This is a genomic window from Roseobacter phycocola (genome assembly GCF_042055075.2).
Classification (GTDB): domain Bacteria; phylum Pseudomonadota; class Alphaproteobacteria; order Rhodobacterales; family Rhodobacteraceae; genus Roseobacter.
In genome coordinates, this window is the sequence record NZ_CP194010.1 from 3,258,646 (window position 1) to 3,273,298 (window position 14,653).

Here is a 14,653-nt window from a genome sequence, read left to right on the forward strand (position 1 = left end):
AACATAGGGCTAGGTTTCCCGCATGAGGCCCAACTGTTCGGGCAGCGAAGGAGAAAAACAAAATGGCTACGAAACCAATGACGAAAACCCAACTCGTCGCCGCACTGGCCGAGGAAATGGGCACCGACAAGAAATCCGCAGGCGCAGCACTTGACTCAGTCTGCAACCTGATCACCCGCGAAGTATCCGGCGGCGGTGCCGTGACACTCCCCGGTGTTGGCAAAATCTACTGCCGCGAGCGCCCCGAGCGCATGGTCCGCAACCCTGCGACCGGCGAGCAGTTCAAAAAAGAAGCGGACAAGGTCGTGAAAATGACCATCGCCAAAGCGCTGAAAGACAGCGTCAACGGCTGATATCCGTCACATAGACGTATCTTAAAGGGTCGCCTGCGGAGCGGCCCTTTTCTTTTGCCCTGGCCCGCGGTCCCGCGGGATCGCTGCGGATTACCGCTGGCCATCCCGCGCCGCACAGGATTAGTCTGCACCGGCAGGACGACATAAGGAAAAGCCATGCCCGCCCCCCTGAACACCTTCAAAAAAGCCCTCGCAGAAGGGGAAACGCTTTTCGGCTGCTGGATGAGCATCGCCGAGGGCTATACCGCGGAAATCATGGGCGGCGCCGGGTTTGACTGGCTGCTGATCGATGGCGAGCATTCGCCCAATGACATCCGCTCCATCCGGGACCAGATGATGGCGCTCAAAGGCAGCGACAGCCATCCGGTTGTCCGCGTGCCCATCGGCGAGACCTGGATCATCAAACAGGTGCTGGATGTAGGCGCCCAGTCTGTGCTGGTTCCTATGGTCGAAACCGCCGATCAGGCGCGCGAACTGGTGCGGGCCTGCCGCTATCCGCCTGCCGGTACGCGTGGTGTCGGCTATGCCGTGGGTCGCGTTTCGGACTTTGGGCAGATGGAAAACTACGGCCCCACCGCCGACGACCAGATCTGTCTGCTGGTGCAGGTGGAAAACAAAACCGGTCTCGACAACCTCGATGAAATCCTCGCGGTGGAAGGCGTCGATGGTGTCTTTATCGGCCCCGCGGATCTGTCCGCCAGCATGGGTTACCTGGGCCAGACCATGCACCCGGACATGGTGGAAACGATTCTGGGCGCTCTGAAGCGGATCGCAGATGCAGGCAAAGCGCCGGGTATTCTGACCACGGACGATCGCATGATCCGCGACTCTCTTGATGCAGGCGCGCGCTTTGTTGCCGTGGCGATGGATATCGCGCTGCTGCTCAACACCGGCAAAGAAACCGCAGCGAAATGGAAAAACGGCGGCACCTGACCCGGCCGCTGGCTGCGTTCAGACGTCACACAACCGTCATTCCGGCCATCACCCTCTTTCCACCGGCGGCGCGCGGGTATAAGAGGCGCGCACCATCACACATATATTGGAGTCAATCAGATGGGTTACCGCGTCGTTATTGCGGGTGCCACAGGCAATGTGGGCCGCGAAATGCTGAACATTCTTTCCGAACGCCACTTCCCGGTGGACGAGCTCACGGTACTTGCATCCCGCAAGTCGCTCGGCACGGAAGTCAGCTTTGGCGACACGACGCTCAAGACGAAGGACCTGGACACGTTTGACTTTACCGGCCAGGACATCGCGCTCTTTGCGGTAGGCTCTGACGCGACAAAGAAATACGCGCCCAAGGCAGCCGCTGCGGGCTGTGTCGTGATCGATAATTCGTCGCTTTACCGCTATGATCCGGATATTCCGCTCATTGTGCCCGAGGTGAACCCGGAGGCCGTCCACGGGTACGCGAAAAAGAACATCATCGCGAACCCGAACTGCTCAACCGCGCAGATGGTCGTGGCGCTTAAGCCGCTGCATGACCGCGCGACGATCAAACGGGTGGTTGTGAGCACATACCAGTCCGTGTCCGGTGCCGGCAAAGAGGGGATCGACGAGCTCTGGGATCAGACCAAATCGATCTACAACCCGACCGATGACAAACCGGCGAACAAGTTCACCAAGCAGATCGCTTTCAACGTGATTCCGCATATCGACGTCTTCATGGACTCTGGCGAGACCAAGGAAGAGTGGAAAATGGTAGCCGAGACCAAAAAGATCGTGGATCCCGCGATTAAGGTCACAGCGACCTGCGTGCGGGTGCCGGTCTTTGTCGGTCACTCCGAGGCCGTGAACATCGAATTTGAGGACTTCCTCGACGAAGATGAGGCACGCGACATCCTGCGCGAGGCACCAGGCGTCATGGTGATCGATAAACGCGAGGACGGCGGCTACGTCACGCCGGTAGAATGCGTAGGTGATTTCGCCACCTTCATCAGCCGCATCCGCCAGGACAGCACCATCGAAAATGGTCTGAACCTGTGGTGCGTGTCGGATAACCTGCGCAAGGGTGCCGCCCTGAACGCTGTCCAGATCGCCGAACTGCTGGGCCGTGAGGTTCTCAAAAAGGGCTGATCAGCACGCAATGGAACAGAAAAACTCGCCTGGTGCGCCCGGGCGGGTTTTTTTACAGCTTGCCGCGGCTCAAACCAGATACAAAGCGCTCAGTTTTCCCGTGGGTTCTTGGGCTTACCCGGGCCGAACCGGCGCAGGAATGTCGCATAGGAAAAGCCCAGATCATGGGTATTGCAGAGCTTGTATCCGCTGGTTTCCGTATGCAGTGACAGACCGCCCCAGGCCACTTTCAGATAGTAACCGTGTTTGCGCAGCCGCGCGTCGAGATCCGGCCAGCTGGACGCCTCCGCCATATCGCGGAACAGCAGTTTCTGAAGCGCAAAGATCAGCCGTTCGTTCAGCTCCTCGCGGGGCTTGCGGGGCGATCTTTTGCTGACGATATGAGCCTGCAGCAGGTCTTCGACAATCTTGCCGACCGTGCCTTCCTTTTCGGTGGCCAGGTCATGCACGGCAAGCGCCAGGTCAGCAGGAAGCTGCACGGTAACGGTACGTTTATTCATACCGGCAGATTTGCTTAATTATAGTTTATAAATGGTTAAAATCGTTCGGCGCGCAGGATTTCACAGTCAACCACGCTGACCACCCCGATATGGCGCTCCACAACCTCAAAAGCTGCGTCAAGTAAAGCACTTAGCCGCTCAGGGCGAATGATACAGATGACCTGAACCATGCCCGCAGCGCGGCCGATTTCACCGGATCGTGTCCATGAACCGGACCGCCCCGAGCCCCCCAGCACCGGGAGAATCGTAAACCCGGTCACACCGGCACCTGTCAGCGCATCGGTCAGGCGCGACTGCATGATCGCCTCGATTGTGATTTCGACCCGTTTGGCCTGGTGAGTTTGCATGCCTCAGCCTCCCGCAAATGTTGTGGCAACCGCCACGTAGAGCGGAATACCAAGTGTCAGATTAAACGGAAATGTCACGCCAAGCGACAGTGTCAGATAGATGGACGGATTTGCTTCCGGCAGGGCCACCCGCATCGCTGCGGGCACCGCGATATAAGATGCGGATGCCGACAGCACCATGAGCAGGGCAACACCGCCCGGCGAGAGCCCCAGAAGCAGGCCCGCCGCAAGACCAAAAGCACTGCCGATAACCGGCATCAGAACGCCAAACGCCAGCACGCCGGGGCGCAGCACGCCACTGCCGCCGCGCAGTCCACGCCCGGCCACCAGCCCCATATCCAGCAGGAAGAGGCACAGAACACCTTTGAAAGGCGCCACGATAAAGCTGGAAATCTCCGCCAGCCCGTCCTCGCCCGTGACCCAGCCGATCAGAAACGATCCGACCAGCAGCACAATCGACCCGTTCAGCAGAATTTCCCGCCACAGATCGCTGTCCATCCGCCGGCCATCGCCCCCACGCGAAATGAGCCAGAGTGCCGAAAGAATCGCCGGCGCTTCCATCGCGGCCGCCACGGCCACCATGTACCCTTCGGATGAAATCCCGCTGCTTTCCAGCACCGACGTCGCAGCCACAAAGGTCACGATCGAGATTGACCCGTAGTGAGCAGCCACCGCCGCCGCATCAAGACGGCTGAGCCCGGTCAGGATATTCAGCAGCGCAAAAGCGATCAGCGGCAACAGCGCCGAAAGAACAATCCCGGCCACCAGCGACAGACCGAGTTTCAGGTCGATACCATGGGCAGCAACGCTCACGCCGCCTTTGAACCCGATGGCAAAAAGCAGATAGATCGACAGCGCCTTGGCCGCTGCTTCAGGGACCGTCAGGTCCGAACGCGCCAGCGACGCAGCCACGCCCAGCGCAAAGGAAAGAATGATCGGCGACAGCAGGTTATTACCTGCCAGTGTCAGTATCTGCTCCACGGTCTGCCCTTTCAGCGCGTTCTGCCCGGGCACCAGGTAGCACACTCACCCCATAGAGTTAAACAGGCTGGAACGCATTATGCTCGGGCAAAAAGCACTCCAGACCGCCCTCACCGATATCCGTCCACAGACCGTGCAGCGTCAGCCGGCCCTTTTCCACGCGCTCGCTGATAAACGGGAAGGTCATCAGGTTTTCGAGGCTCGCCACAACCGCATATTTTTCAAGTTGCTGCGCCTGTTTGGCCGGATCGTTTTCAGACGCAACCAGCTCATATTTGGGCCGCAGGATATCCATCCAGCGCCCGACAAAGCTCTGCTCTTCTTCCAGTTCCGGCGCATTGCCACAGCACATATCAATGCAGCCCTTCACCCCGCCGCAGCCCGAGTGGCCCAGCACGATCAGATGCGTGACCTTCAGTACCGTCACCGCATATTCTACCGCCGCCGACGTGCCATGATGGTCCCCGTCCGGCGCAAAGGGCGGCACCAGGTTTGCGATGTTACGGTGAATGAAAAATTCACCCTGGTCGGCGCCGAATATCGACGTCACATGAACGCGGCTGTCGCAGCACGAAATGACCATCGCCCGGGGGTGCTGGCCATCTGCGGCCAGATGCCTGTACCAGGCCTGATTTTCTGCGTATCCGGTCGCTTTCCAGCCGTGATACCGTTGCACCAGATAGCCTGGCAGCGGTTTTGCCTGATCCATAATTCGTCCGATTTGCGCAACTGTCGTACCCGACTAACCCGAATTCGCGACAAATTCGAGCGAAAATATGGGGCCGTCTCAACCCTTTGGATACAAATGGCGTGCCATATCCATCACACGCGGTGGGTGCGTATTAAGGTGAGTGAAATGGATCAAGTCCTGAAAATCAGGCTGAATGAGAAAGTGCACGTCGATCAGGACCGGCTGAGCGCGCTTTATGTTGAGCTGGGCGAGGCAGGTGCCGAAGATGTCGTCTGTCGCGCGATGGAAGAGCTGGCACTGCGTCTGTCACATTGTGGACGGCTGCACAAAAACGGAAGCCGCCAGGATCTGCGCAAATGCGCCAGATCGCTGATCGCAATCGCGGATCAGATCGGCATGCATGTCCTCGCACGGGTGGCAGGGGACGTAATCTCCGCTGTGGATTCCGGTGACGAACCGGCCATCGCTGCAACCCTGGCGCGGCTGCTGCGCATCGGGGAACAGTCCCTGACCGCAATCTGGGACCTCCAGGACATCACTATCTGATCGCTTGCACCGCCCTGCGATCTGTCTAGGCTTACAGGAGAACGCTCCTGAAAGGCCTTTTGTCATGTCTGTCTCCTTCGCTGACCCCGATACCGATCCCGTCCCACTGCACATCATTGAGCAGGGCGGGATTGATGACTGGCTGGCAGACAAATCCTCTGACATCACCGCCTGGGTCACGGCAAGCGGCTTTACCGGCGCCATCGGTCAGGCCGTTGCGGTGCCAGGGGCGGATGGCACAGTCTCAATGGCTCTGGCGGGATATGGCAACAGCACAACACGCAGCCGCGCGCGCTTCCATCTTGCCGCCGCAGTGCCCCGGCTGCCTGCGGGCGCATACCGGATTGCCTCGGGCCTGCCCGCTGACCGCCTGGAAACGGAAACGCTGGGCTGGCTGCTGGCCGGATATCGCTTTGACCGCTACGCCACTGCCCGCAGCCCGGACGCACGGCTGGCACCTGATGCATCACTTGACGTCCCCAGACTGTTGGCGATTGCCGAGGGCGAGGTTCTGGCCCGCGACCTGATCAACACACCCGCAAACGACATGGGACCGTCAGAGCTGGAGGAGGCGGCCCGCGATCTGGCCGGGCGACACGGCGCTGCCATCAGTGTCACCCACGGCGACGACCTGCTGGCCGGGAATTTCCCGCTGATCCATACGGTCGGCCGCGCCTCTGACCGCACGCCGCGCCTGATTGACATGCGCTGGGGTGACAGCGGCCCACAGATCACCCTGGTCGGCAAAGGCGTCTGTTTTGACACCGGTGGCCTGAACCTCAAACCGGGCGGGTCGATGGCCCTGATGAAAAAGGATATGGGTGGTGCTGCCAATGTGCTGGGCCTGGCACATATGCTTATGGCCACGGCGGCTGGTATCCGTCTCCGGGTGCTGATTCCGGCAGTCGAAAACGCGGTGTCCGGCAATGCGTTCCGGCCCGGTGACATCCTGCCATCGCGAAAAGGTCTGACCGTTGAAATCAACAACACCGACGCCGAAGGCCGCCTGGTGCTCGCCGATGCACTGGCCCTGGCGCAGGAGGAAAACCCCGACCTGATCGTCTCTATGGCGACACTGACCGGGGCTGCCCGGGTCGCCGTCGGTCCGGATCTGGCCCCCTATTATTGCGACAACACGGAATTCGTCTCCGCTTTTGAGGCCAAAGCGGCGGCAACGGACGACCCGGTCTGGCGCATGCCGTTTCACGCGCCCTATGAGGCGATGATCGAACCCGGCATTGCTGATCTGGACAATGCGCCCAAAGGCGGGTTCGCAGGCTCGATCACAGCCGCCCTCTTTCTGCGCCGCTTCGTCGGCGACAGCACCTACGCGCATTTCGATATCTACGGCTGGAACCCCTCCGATGCCCCGGCCCGGACCAAAGGCGGCACCGGCCAGGGCATCCGGGCACTGCTCGACACGATCACCGGCCTCGCCGGCGCATGACCGACCCGCGCACGACACCGGACCCAGGCCTTGTCACGCTGAATGAACCGGCCGCCGTCGCCGTGCCGGTGGCTGACCTCCTGCGCACGCCGGGCGGGCCCCGCGACAGGCAGCTGACGCTTGGTGCCGGTGTCACCGTGCTGCACCGCGCGGGCGGCCATGCGCTGGTACGTGCCACGGCCGACGGTTACTGCGGCTACCTGCCCGACGCGGCCATTGGCCCGCCCGCGACGCCCACGCACCAGGTGACCACACGGCTGGCCCACGCTTATGCGCGCCCGGATATCAAATCACCGGAAACTATGGTGCTGAGTTTCGGGTCCCGGCTGACCGCGATCAGCGAAACCGCCGTTTTCATCGAAACATCGCAGGGGTTTGTGCCCCGCCAGCAGGTTCATCAGGCCGGTGTTCTGGCCAGCGATCCGGCCTCGGTCGCGGCGATTTTTGAGGGTACGCCCTATCTCTGGGGTGGAAACACAGGCAGTGGCATTGACTGTTCCGGCCTTGTGCAGGCCGCCTGTCTGTCCTGCGGCATTGACTGCCCCGGGGACAGCGACCAGCAGCAGGCCTGGCTCGGCACCCTTCTGCCAGAGGGCACGCCACCGCAGCGCAATGATCTGTTGTTCTGGAAGGGGCATGTGGCGCTGGTCACGGATGATGCGACGCTGATCCATGCCAACGCAGGGCACATGCTGGTACGGTTTGAGCCGACAGATGATGCAATTGCGCGGATCGTGGCGCAGGACGGTGGCCCCGTGACTGCGCACAAACGGTTGCCCGTTCCGGCGTAAGCCCGTTTACTCGACCGCGCGGATCAGCTTGCGTTCCAGAACCCGCAGCACGGTGCGCAGGTCGTGACCACGGCGCATGATCTGACCGTCCATGCCCACCACTGCGTACATGCCCTGTTTGTCGCGCAGACGCGGGCGTTTTTCGATACGGTAGAGCGGGTTTTCCGCCGTGCGGCGGAACACGGAAAAGACGGCCACTTCTTTCAGGCACGAAATACCATAGTCGCGCCATTCGCCTGCAGCGACAAAGCGGCCATACAGAGACAGAATGACCGACAGTTCGGCACGGTGAAACGCAACCTGTTGCGGCGGCAGATGATGAAGATTGCCCTGAGGCGGCACCTGATAATTCATACCCCAGACTTGCGCCCTTCGGCCTGCAAATCAAGCCCCGTACGAAAGGATATACAGGTCGCAGGTGATATGTTACCGATTGAGTAACAGGGAGTGAAATCGGAAACACATATGCCAGAGCAGATGACGCCTGAAGAGCGCGCCCGGGCCTGTGCCCGCCTGATGCTGGAAAAAGATGCGGCGAGCCGGGCACTCGGCATGACCATCGATGATGTGGCCCCTGGCCGCGCGCGGCTGTCCATGCCCGTGACGGCAGACATGCTGAACGGCCATGGGATCTGTCATGGCGGCTTTATCTTTACGCTGGCCGATTCCGCCTTTGCCTTCGCCTGCAATTCCTACAACCAGGTCGCAGTGGCGCAGCAGAACCAGATCACCTATCTCGCGCCGGGCCAGGCCGGTGATGTATTGACGGCCTCTGCGACCGAGGTCTCCCGCAGCGGCCGCTCGGGCGTCTATGACGTCACCGTCACCCGCCAGAACAATGAAACGATTGCCGTGTTCCGCGGCCTGTCCCGCACCATTCGCGGCCAGCATTTTCCGGAAGAGGGGGAACCCGCATGAAAGACCTGACACCCGAGCGCAGTTCGCTTGATCCGATCGAGATCGCCAGCCGTGACGAAATCACCGCCCTGCAGACCGAACGGCTGAAATGGTCCCTCAGCCATGCCTATGACCATGTGCCCCACTACCGCCAGAGCTTTGATGCGGCGGGCGTGCACCCATCAGATCTCCGGGATCTGTCCGACCTTGCGCGCTTTCCCTTCACGCAAAAGGCCGATCTGCGCGCGAACTACCCCTTTGGCATGTTCGCCGTGCCCCGCAACCAGGTCGCGCGCATCCACGCCTCCTCCGGCACCACCGGCCAGCCGACCGTTGTGGGATATACGCAGAACGACCTCGCAAACTGGGGCGCTGTGGTCGCCCGTTCGCTGCGCGCTTCCGGTCTGCGGCCCGGCGACCTTTTGCACAACGCATACGGCTACGGGCTCTTTACCGGCGGGCTGGGCATCCACCTCGGTGCCGACGCCCTGGGCCTGACCACCGTGCCCGTTTCGGGCGGGATGACACAGCGGCAGGTCCGCCTGATCGAGGATTTCCGCCCCGACGGGATCACGGTCACGCCCTCCTACGCCCTGTCGGTGCTCGATGAATACAACGCCACGGGCCTCGACCCGCGACAATCCTCCATGCAGGTCGGCATCTTTGGCGCTGAACCCTGGACCAACGCAATGCGGCGCGAGATCGAGGACGCCTTCGACATGCATGCCGTCGATATCTATGGCCTCTCCGAGGTCATGGGGCCGGGTGTCGCCAATGAATGCGTGGAAACCAAGGACGGCCTGCACATCTGGGAAGATCACTTCTATCCTGAAATCGTCGACCCTGTGACCGGCGCACCGGTGGCCGAAGGCGAACAGGGCGAGCTGGTCTTTACCTCGCTCACCAAAGAGGCCTTCCCGATCATCCGCTACCGCACCCGCGATCTCACACGCCTGCTGCCAGGCACGGCCCGCTCCATGCGCCGGATGGAAAAGGTCACAGGCCGGTCCGACGACATGATCATCCTGCGCGGCGTGAACGTCTTTCCAACCCAGATCGAAGAGGCGATCATGGCCACCCCCGGCCTCGCCCCGCATTTCCAGATCGAGCTCACGCGCCCCGACCGGATGGACCAGATGCGCATCCTCTGCGAAGCTCAGACCAGCGCCGATACCAGCGCCGCCCGCGCCCTCGCAGACCGTATCAAACAATCCGTCGGCATCTCCGCAGAGGTCAGCGTTGGCCCACCCGGCTCTGTGGCCCGGTCCCAGGGAAAAGCCGTACGCATCGTCGATAACCGGCCCGCCAGCTGACGCGACCGGGCAATTGCAGCACCACAGGTTTTTGTGTATGCACAGACCACGGTCGGCAGACACCGAGGCGTCGCTGCTCCACCCCGGAGCGCTAAACCTGCCATATCATCGAAAACGGCATCGCATCTGACAAGGGCACCGTTTCGTTAAGACAGCGACCGGCGAACCAGCATTCTGCCCGAAACGGATGAATGATGACCAAAACACCGATACCGCTGCGCGCGGATGACATGACCCATTTTGCGCGCGCCCTCGCCCGCCAGCTGGGGGATACCAGCCCCTCTCACCTGACCCTGATGAACATGCTTGCCCGTGCCGCCGGGTTCCAGAACCTGCAGCACATGCGCGGGGCCACGGCGGCTGCAAAACGTCTGGACCGGCCGGACGATACCCACCCGGCGGATGCGCGCCTTGTGGAACGGGCCCTGCACCAGTTTGACGCCGGTGGCCGGCTGATCCGCTGGCCCTCCCGGCGCGCGGTACAGACCCTTGCGCTCTGGGCGCTGTGGGCGGCGCTGCCCCCGGGCACCTGCCTGCGCGAGCATGACGTGAACGACATCCTGCGCCGCGAGCATTGCTTTGACGACCCGGCAACCCTGCGCCGCACGATGATCGCCAGTGGCCTGATGACCCGGAAAAAGGACGGCACCGATTACCAGCGGCTGGAACAGAAACCGCCTGCCGAGGCCACCGCCCTTATCCGCGCCCTGACCGCGCGCCGCCGTGCCCGCCCGGCAGAGGGTCAGGGAGCCGGACATGCATAAAGGATCCTGCCTCTGCGGTGCCGTCCGCATCACCGTCACCGGCGACCTGCCGCGCCCGACCGCCTGTCACTGCACCGCCTGCCGCAAACAGACCGGCCATTTTGAGGCCTCCATCGACATCCCGCGCAGCGCGCTCAGCGTGACGGGCGGGGATCACGTGGCCTGGTATCATTCGTCTGAAAAAGTCCGCCGGGGCTTCTGCCGCACCTGCGGTTCCACGCTGTTCTGGGACCCGGTGCACCATGACTGGACCGCCGTCGCCATGGGCGCCTTCGACGGCCCCACGGGCACCTCGCTGGAACGGCACATCTTTGTGGGCGACAAGGGCGACTACTACGACATCGCGGATGGCCTGCCCCAGAACCGCAGGTGACCTGGGTAGCGAGTCGGACTAGGCGGGCGTTCATCTCACAAACTTGAACGTCCGCTTGCTAAGACTCACCGTCAATCCAGTTCGGGTTGTTTGGTCGGCTCATATTTTTCCACAACTTCATGAATTTTTGAGCTCAATTCTTTGGTGGCAGCTTCGGATTTCTCGATTGCGGATCGCTCCACCACATAATGGACATCTCTAAGCGCATTTCCGATTTCTGCGCTATGAACAGCGGTTCCTGCCACAGAGTTCATTGCCTTCTGTGTTGCCTCTGACAGCGCAGCAAAAGAAGCCAATCTGATTTTGCCGTGCAGCTGAATGAAGGCTTCATACTTCGACTGTAAGGAAGTGCCAGCTATTGCTAAGCCATTGCTTTGTGCACTGGTTGCGAGGACACGACGTTCCATTTCCGCTCGGACATTAGCGATTTCGCGCCACAGAAAATCTCTCGCCTTCTCAGATGCTTTGTCACGTTCGTTTTCACCGCCGGCTAGGGCAATTTCACTCGCCGTCACGTACAGTGGCTCGATGGACAAGAACAAAACTCTGAGTTCCGCGTCCATTTGTGCAATCTCGCGTAGAACACTGCCGAGTTCGTTTCGTATCTCCGCTTCGTAAACCCGGTCAATTTGATGGCGTTTTTGAACTTCGTTGTATAGAAAGGTACCCAAGGCAACGACGATTGACACGGATGTAAGAATATTACCGATACTTATTTCCGGGTTCAAACTGAACAATGATCTGCATCCCTGTCGCGTTGATAAACGTCGATTATGTCACGTTTGACGCTTCGGTTCTAGCAAGGTGTTATCAGAACGCCTTTTTGACTTACTGCAAGTAATGTATTTGAGGCGTTCGTACGTTTTGCAGGATCCGTCACTCTGGGCGCAAAGCGGAAATTCAGGAACCCCGTTCCTGCGCCCACCTGCCACATACCCCCGCCAAATGGTTAACGCGCGCCGCCGCACGGTGCGGTAACCAGCGCCTGACCGGTGTGATCCACCGACGTAATACCGACAAAACACCGACGTTATACCGACGTGGCATTTCCCTTGTTTTTATGGGCTAACCCGCGCATGCGGCCCCGGGGCCCCACCCGGCACCGTGCGCTGCGTTTACGCAAATGCGCCGTGACAGAACCAGCCCGATGACATCGCACCGCCGTGTCCGTAAAAAAGCCACAGCCGCTGGCCGTCCTCGGTATCAGTGACCCAGTAGTCGCGCACGCCCGTGCGCCAGTCTGGGTCATCCAGCCACCATTCCGGCGCCAGCCGTTCCGGACCTGTCGCCCGCCGTCGCCGGAGCGTCTGCCCCCGCCAGCGGAACGTCTGCGGCACCTGCGGAGTGTCCGGCGCGCCCACTGGTTCCGGCCGCCACATCAGCAGCGGACGCGGCGTCGGCGGGCGGCGCCATTCCCCCTCATGCGGGGCCGACCAGGCCGCGGCCATGACCTTGCTTGTCTTTTCCGGAATGTGGCTTTCCGCCGGGTGCAGGCGCGTCACCGCATCCAGCCCCACACGCGCGCCGATCCGGCCAATCAGGTCATCCATCGCGGTGTTGCTGGCCAGCCGCCGGTTGACCGCCTGACCTGCATCCAGATGCCCCACAGCCCGGCGGGTGTGCAGCGGCTCGGACTGCACCGCTTCCAGCCGCAGCATGTCGATCCCAAAGCCTGCGTCGATGTCCTCCAGCTTCATGGCCAGCAGCGGGCGGATGCGCTCCGGGTCATGGGTTGGCCGCGCAAGGCCCGCCTCCACCGACTGAATGTCATGGTCACTGCGGAATGCCTGCAGGCGCACCCTGCGCACGCCCCGCCCCCTGTCCCGTAACTGTTTGCAAAGGTTTGGTAAAAGGCGGTCGATGCCAGCCAGAATATCTGCTTCAAGTCCAATGGGTTCCGGCAGCGTCAGGCGCACCGCGAAATGATCCGGCGACTTTGCCGGAGAGACCGGTTCGGGTGCGGACCCCATCGCCTGGTCCATCCGCATCACAAGCCCACGCCCGAAGCGGCGCGCCAGTGACGCACGCGGCTGGCCCAGCAGGTCTCCCACACGGCGCAGGCCCAGCCGGGCAAGCTGTTCTGCGACACCCTCTTCAAGGCGCAGCGCTGCAACCGGGAGCGGGCTGAGCGCCGAATAGTTCTGCCCGGGGGCAGCAATCGGATGCACCTGGTCCTGCCCGCCCGGGGTATGCACAGGTGCAGCGCCCCCCTTTGTCCAGTGCCGCCGTTTGCCCGCGCGGGACCGGGTTGCCCGCGCTTCCTGGTCGATTGCATCACCGGACCTGTGCGACCCGGCGGTCCGGCCGGCAAAGCGCGCCAGCGCCCATGCCGCACCGCGTGTATCCGCAAGCCCCATGCGCACAGCGAGCCCCAGATCGCTGCAGTCCTGATGTACAACACTCAGCAAAGGGGCCTCACCTCCGAAAAGATGTGCACATCCGGTCAGATCCACCACCAGCGCGTCGTCACCTTCGGTGGCCACCCAGGGACTGAACTTGCCGGCCCAGCGCTGCAGAACGGTCAGAAAAGCCGCCTCGGCCTGGTCGTTACGGGCCCGCGTCACCAGCCCGTCGCACATCGCATGCGCATCCCGGACGGGCTGTCCTGGCCTGATCCCCCTGACGGCGGCAGAAGCATTCACAGAAGTCACAAGCTGCGCATTACTGACCTCCTGCACCACAGCAAGAGGTATATCCTGCAGCTGCGGATCCAGCCGCATCAGCCGGTCAGCCCCCAGTCGCGGGAACCATAAAGACAGAATTCGCCGATCAGTCATTGTGGCAGCAAGGACCCCGGAATCATCTTATTGTTCATATTTTGTTCTTAATATATCTATCCCTCAGATCAGGCCCTGTCGAGTCTGCGGATCAGGTTCCGTAACGCGCCAGAAACGTCTCGACTGCCGCCGCCACAACACGGTCAATCTCGTCCGCGGACACCGTCCGGATCACGCCGAAAATCAACCGTGGCCAGACATCGGCTTTGCACAGCTCTCCAAACTGATCGGCTGCAAGGATACAGTCATCAATCCGCAGCTCCCCACGGGCCTGCGCCCGTTCAAAATACGCGGCCATCTCTGCACGGAACACCGCAGGTCCGGAATCGTAGAACCGTTGCCCAAGCTCCGGGAACCTGTCGGATTCCGCCACACAGATCCGGAAAATCTGTTGACCGAACCGCGATGTAATGAACGTCAGAAAATGCCGCCCGGTCTGGGTCAGAACGTCCTGTGGCTCACCATCCATATTGATGCGGTCCAGCGCATTCCGGGACTGGCGCTGGCACTCACTGCGCGCAACTTCCAGAAAGAGCAGTCTCTTGTCCGGGAAATAGCTGTAGAGCGTGGCCTTGGAAACGCTGGCCACCCGCGCAATTTCATCAACGCTCGCGCCCTCAAAACCATCCGCCATAAAGACCTGACGCGCGCCTTCCAGCACCTGGTCAAACTTCCGGCCCTTGCGGATGAGTTCTGCTGTTTCGGTCATTATGCCTCCGGAATTGCCAGTCCACAATATAAACCGATCGGTTCATATCCAAGGGGAAAGCGGAAAAATACCTGAATTGTTCATTGAA

At 61.2% G+C, this 14,653-nt stretch carries 18 protein-coding genes; 10 read left to right on the plus strand and 8 right to left on the minus strand.

Features of this window, described 5'->3' with window-relative positions; all coding sequences use genetic code 11:
- Nucleotides 1-62 precede the first annotated feature (62 nt).
- The 3 genes from AB4K19_RS16160 to AB4K19_RS16170 all read left to right on the plus strand — a co-directional run bounded on the left by AB4K19_RS16160 (nucleotide 63) and on the right by AB4K19_RS16170 (nucleotide 2,429).
- Nucleotides 63-353 carry an HU family DNA-binding protein gene (locus AB4K19_RS16160; protein ID WP_300033313.1) on the plus strand — a complete coding sequence of 97 codons (291 nt, stop codon included), beginning with the start codon at nucleotides 63-65 and terminating at the stop codon, nucleotides 351-353.
- Between the two features lie 156 nt (nucleotides 354-509).
- A complete protein-coding gene (locus AB4K19_RS16165) occupies nucleotides 510-1,286 on the plus strand; it encodes an HpcH/HpaI aldolase family protein (RefSeq protein WP_375229308.1) in 777 nt (258 codons plus the stop codon).
- A gap of 120 nt (nucleotides 1,287-1,406) precedes the next feature.
- A complete protein-coding gene (locus tag AB4K19_RS16170) occupies nucleotides 1,407-2,429 on the plus strand; it encodes an aspartate-semialdehyde dehydrogenase (RefSeq protein WP_375229309.1) in 1,023 nt (340 codons plus the stop codon).
- 89 nt (nucleotides 2,430-2,518) lie between these two features.
- Here AB4K19_RS16170 and AB4K19_RS16175 read toward each other — a convergent pair whose 3' ends face one another.
- The 4 genes from AB4K19_RS16175 to AB4K19_RS16190 are packed head-to-tail and all read right to left on the minus strand — an operon-like array spanning nucleotide 2,519 to nucleotide 4,966.
- Nucleotides 2,519-2,929 carry a hypothetical protein gene (locus AB4K19_RS16175; RefSeq protein ID WP_375229310.1) on the minus strand — a complete coding sequence of 137 codons (411 nt, stop codon included), beginning with the start codon at nucleotides 2,927-2,929 and terminating at the stop codon, nucleotides 2,519-2,521.
- A gap of 35 nt (nucleotides 2,930-2,964) precedes the next feature.
- On the minus strand, nucleotides 2,965-3,276 hold the full coding sequence (locus AB4K19_RS16180; protein ID WP_436398311.1) for a P-II family nitrogen regulator: 312 nt from the start codon (nucleotides 3,274-3,276) through the stop codon (nucleotides 2,965-2,967).
- Nucleotides 3,277-3,279: 3 nt separating this feature from the next.
- The gene (locus AB4K19_RS16185) at nucleotides 3,280-4,257 is read right to left on the minus strand and encodes a sodium-dependent bicarbonate transport family permease (protein ID WP_375230913.1); all 978 of its coding nucleotides are present in this window, start codon (nucleotides 4,255-4,257) and stop codon (nucleotides 3,280-3,282) included.
- Between the two features lie 58 nt (nucleotides 4,258-4,315).
- The gene (locus AB4K19_RS16190) at nucleotides 4,316-4,966 is read right to left on the minus strand and encodes a carbonic anhydrase (RefSeq protein WP_375229311.1); all 651 of its coding nucleotides are present in this window, start codon (nucleotides 4,964-4,966) and stop codon (nucleotides 4,316-4,318) included.
- Between the two features lie 147 nt (nucleotides 4,967-5,113).
- On the opposite strand from AB4K19_RS16190, the gene AB4K19_RS16195 reads away from it, so the two are divergent.
- From AB4K19_RS16195 to AB4K19_RS16205, 3 genes are all read left to right on the plus strand, one after another.
- Nucleotides 5,114-5,494, plus strand: a complete 381-nt coding sequence (locus AB4K19_RS16195) for a hypothetical protein (protein ID WP_375229312.1) — start codon at nucleotides 5,114-5,116, stop codon at nucleotides 5,492-5,494.
- A gap of 64 nt (nucleotides 5,495-5,558) precedes the next feature.
- On the plus strand, nucleotides 5,559-6,941 hold the full coding sequence (locus AB4K19_RS16200) for a leucyl aminopeptidase family protein (RefSeq protein ID WP_375229313.1): 1,383 nt from the start codon (nucleotides 5,559-5,561) through the stop codon (nucleotides 6,939-6,941).
- Nucleotides 6,938-7,732, plus strand: coding sequence for a C40 family peptidase (locus AB4K19_RS16205; protein WP_375229314.1), 795 nt, complete (start codon nucleotides 6,938-6,940; stop codon nucleotides 7,730-7,732). The genes AB4K19_RS16200 and AB4K19_RS16205 overlap by 4 nt, the downstream gene beginning before the upstream one ends.
- A 6-nt stretch (nucleotides 7,733-7,738) precedes the next feature.
- On the opposite strand, the gene AB4K19_RS16210 is transcribed toward AB4K19_RS16205, so the two are convergent.
- On the minus strand, nucleotides 7,739-8,086 hold the full coding sequence (locus AB4K19_RS16210; RefSeq protein ID WP_375229315.1) for a DUF2794 domain-containing protein: 348 nt from the start codon (nucleotides 8,084-8,086) through the stop codon (nucleotides 7,739-7,741).
- A 123-nt stretch (nucleotides 8,087-8,209) separates the two neighbouring features.
- Between AB4K19_RS16210 and paaI the strand changes: the two genes are divergently transcribed.
- From paaI to AB4K19_RS16230, 4 genes are all read left to right on the plus strand, one after another.
- Nucleotides 8,210-8,650, plus strand: a complete 441-nt coding sequence (paaI, locus tag AB4K19_RS16215) for a hydroxyphenylacetyl-CoA thioesterase PaaI (RefSeq protein ID WP_375230914.1) — start codon at nucleotides 8,210-8,212, stop codon at nucleotides 8,648-8,650.
- Complete coding sequence (paaK, locus tag AB4K19_RS16220; protein WP_436398313.1) at nucleotides 8,647-9,942, plus strand: phenylacetate--CoA ligase PaaK; 1,296 nt, start codon at nucleotides 8,647-8,649, stop codon at nucleotides 9,940-9,942. The genes paaI and paaK overlap by 4 nt, the downstream gene beginning before the upstream one ends.
- 191 nt (nucleotides 9,943-10,133) lie before the next feature.
- The gene (locus tag AB4K19_RS16225) at nucleotides 10,134-10,706 is read left to right on the plus strand and encodes a DUF2087 domain-containing protein (protein ID WP_436398314.1); all 573 of its coding nucleotides are present in this window, start codon (nucleotides 10,134-10,136) and stop codon (nucleotides 10,704-10,706) included.
- Nucleotides 10,699-11,079 carry a GFA family protein gene (locus tag AB4K19_RS16230; protein ID WP_375229317.1) on the plus strand — a complete coding sequence of 127 codons (381 nt, stop codon included), beginning with the start codon at nucleotides 10,699-10,701 and terminating at the stop codon, nucleotides 11,077-11,079. The genes AB4K19_RS16225 and AB4K19_RS16230 overlap by 8 nt, the downstream gene beginning before the upstream one ends.
- A 71-nt stretch (nucleotides 11,080-11,150) precedes the next feature.
- Here the strand turns inward: AB4K19_RS16230 and AB4K19_RS16235 are convergent, their stop codons facing one another.
- The 3 genes from AB4K19_RS16235 to AB4K19_RS16245 all read right to left on the minus strand — a co-directional run bounded on the left by AB4K19_RS16235 (nucleotide 11,151) and on the right by AB4K19_RS16245 (nucleotide 14,565).
- Nucleotides 11,151-11,816 carry a hypothetical protein gene (locus AB4K19_RS16235; protein WP_375229318.1) on the minus strand — a complete coding sequence of 222 codons (666 nt, stop codon included), beginning with the start codon at nucleotides 11,814-11,816 and terminating at the stop codon, nucleotides 11,151-11,153.
- Between the two features lie 378 nt (nucleotides 11,817-12,194).
- Nucleotides 12,195-13,856 carry a Y-family DNA polymerase gene (locus tag AB4K19_RS16240; protein ID WP_436398316.1) on the minus strand — a complete coding sequence of 554 codons (1,662 nt, stop codon included), beginning with the start codon at nucleotides 13,854-13,856 and terminating at the stop codon, nucleotides 12,195-12,197.
- A gap of 91 nt (nucleotides 13,857-13,947) precedes the next feature.
- Nucleotides 13,948-14,565, minus strand: a complete 618-nt coding sequence (locus AB4K19_RS16245) for a TetR/AcrR family transcriptional regulator (protein WP_375229320.1) — start codon at nucleotides 14,563-14,565, stop codon at nucleotides 13,948-13,950.
- Between the last annotated feature and the right edge of the window lie 88 nt (nucleotides 14,566-14,653).

Bases quoted from the DNA above. Each gene is read 5' to 3' on its own strand.
- AB4K19_RS16245 (WP_375229320.1), bottom strand. From the start codon at position 14,565: ATGACCGAAACAGCAGAACTCATCCGCAAGGGCCGGAAGTTTGACCAG.
- AB4K19_RS16160 (WP_300033313.1), top strand. From the start codon at position 63: ATGGCTACGAAACCAATGACGAAAACCCAACTCGTCGCCGCACTGGCC.
- AB4K19_RS16240 (WP_436398316.1), bottom strand. From the start codon at position 13,856: ATGACTGATCGGCGAATTCTGTCTTTATGGTTCCCGCGACTGGGGGCT.
- AB4K19_RS16210 (WP_375229315.1), bottom strand. From the start codon at position 8,086: ATGAATTATCAGGTGCCGCCTCAGGGCAATCTTCATCATCTGCCGCCG.
- AB4K19_RS16230 (WP_375229317.1), top strand. From the start codon at position 10,699: ATGCATAAAGGATCCTGCCTCTGCGGTGCCGTCCGCATCACCGTCACC.
- AB4K19_RS16170 (WP_375229309.1), top strand. From the start codon at position 1,407: ATGGGTTACCGCGTCGTTATTGCGGGTGCCACAGGCAATGTGGGCCGC.
- AB4K19_RS16205 (WP_375229314.1), top strand. From the start codon at position 6,938: ATGACCGACCCGCGCACGACACCGGACCCAGGCCTTGTCACGCTGAAT.
- AB4K19_RS16175 (WP_375229310.1), bottom strand. From the start codon at position 2,929: ATGAATAAACGTACCGTTACCGTGCAGCTTCCTGCTGACCTGGCGCTT.
- AB4K19_RS16165 (WP_375229308.1), top strand. From the start codon at position 510: ATGCCCGCCCCCCTGAACACCTTCAAAAAAGCCCTCGCAGAAGGGGAA.
- AB4K19_RS16200 (WP_375229313.1), top strand. From the start codon at position 5,559: ATGTCTGTCTCCTTCGCTGACCCCGATACCGATCCCGTCCCACTGCAC.
- paaI (WP_375230914.1), top strand. From the start codon at position 8,210: ATGACGCCTGAAGAGCGCGCCCGGGCCTGTGCCCGCCTGATGCTGGAA.
- AB4K19_RS16190 (WP_375229311.1), bottom strand. From the start codon at position 4,966: ATGGATCAGGCAAAACCGCTGCCAGGCTATCTGGTGCAACGGTATCAC.
- AB4K19_RS16225 (WP_436398314.1), top strand. From the start codon at position 10,134: ATGATGACCAAAACACCGATACCGCTGCGCGCGGATGACATGACCCAT.
- paaK (WP_436398313.1), top strand. From the start codon at position 8,647: ATGAAAGACCTGACACCCGAGCGCAGTTCGCTTGATCCGATCGAGATC.
- AB4K19_RS16180 (WP_436398311.1), bottom strand. From the start codon at position 3,276: ATGCAAACTCACCAGGCCAAACGGGTCGAAATCACAATCGAGGCGATC.
- AB4K19_RS16195 (WP_375229312.1), top strand. From the start codon at position 5,114: ATGGATCAAGTCCTGAAAATCAGGCTGAATGAGAAAGTGCACGTCGAT.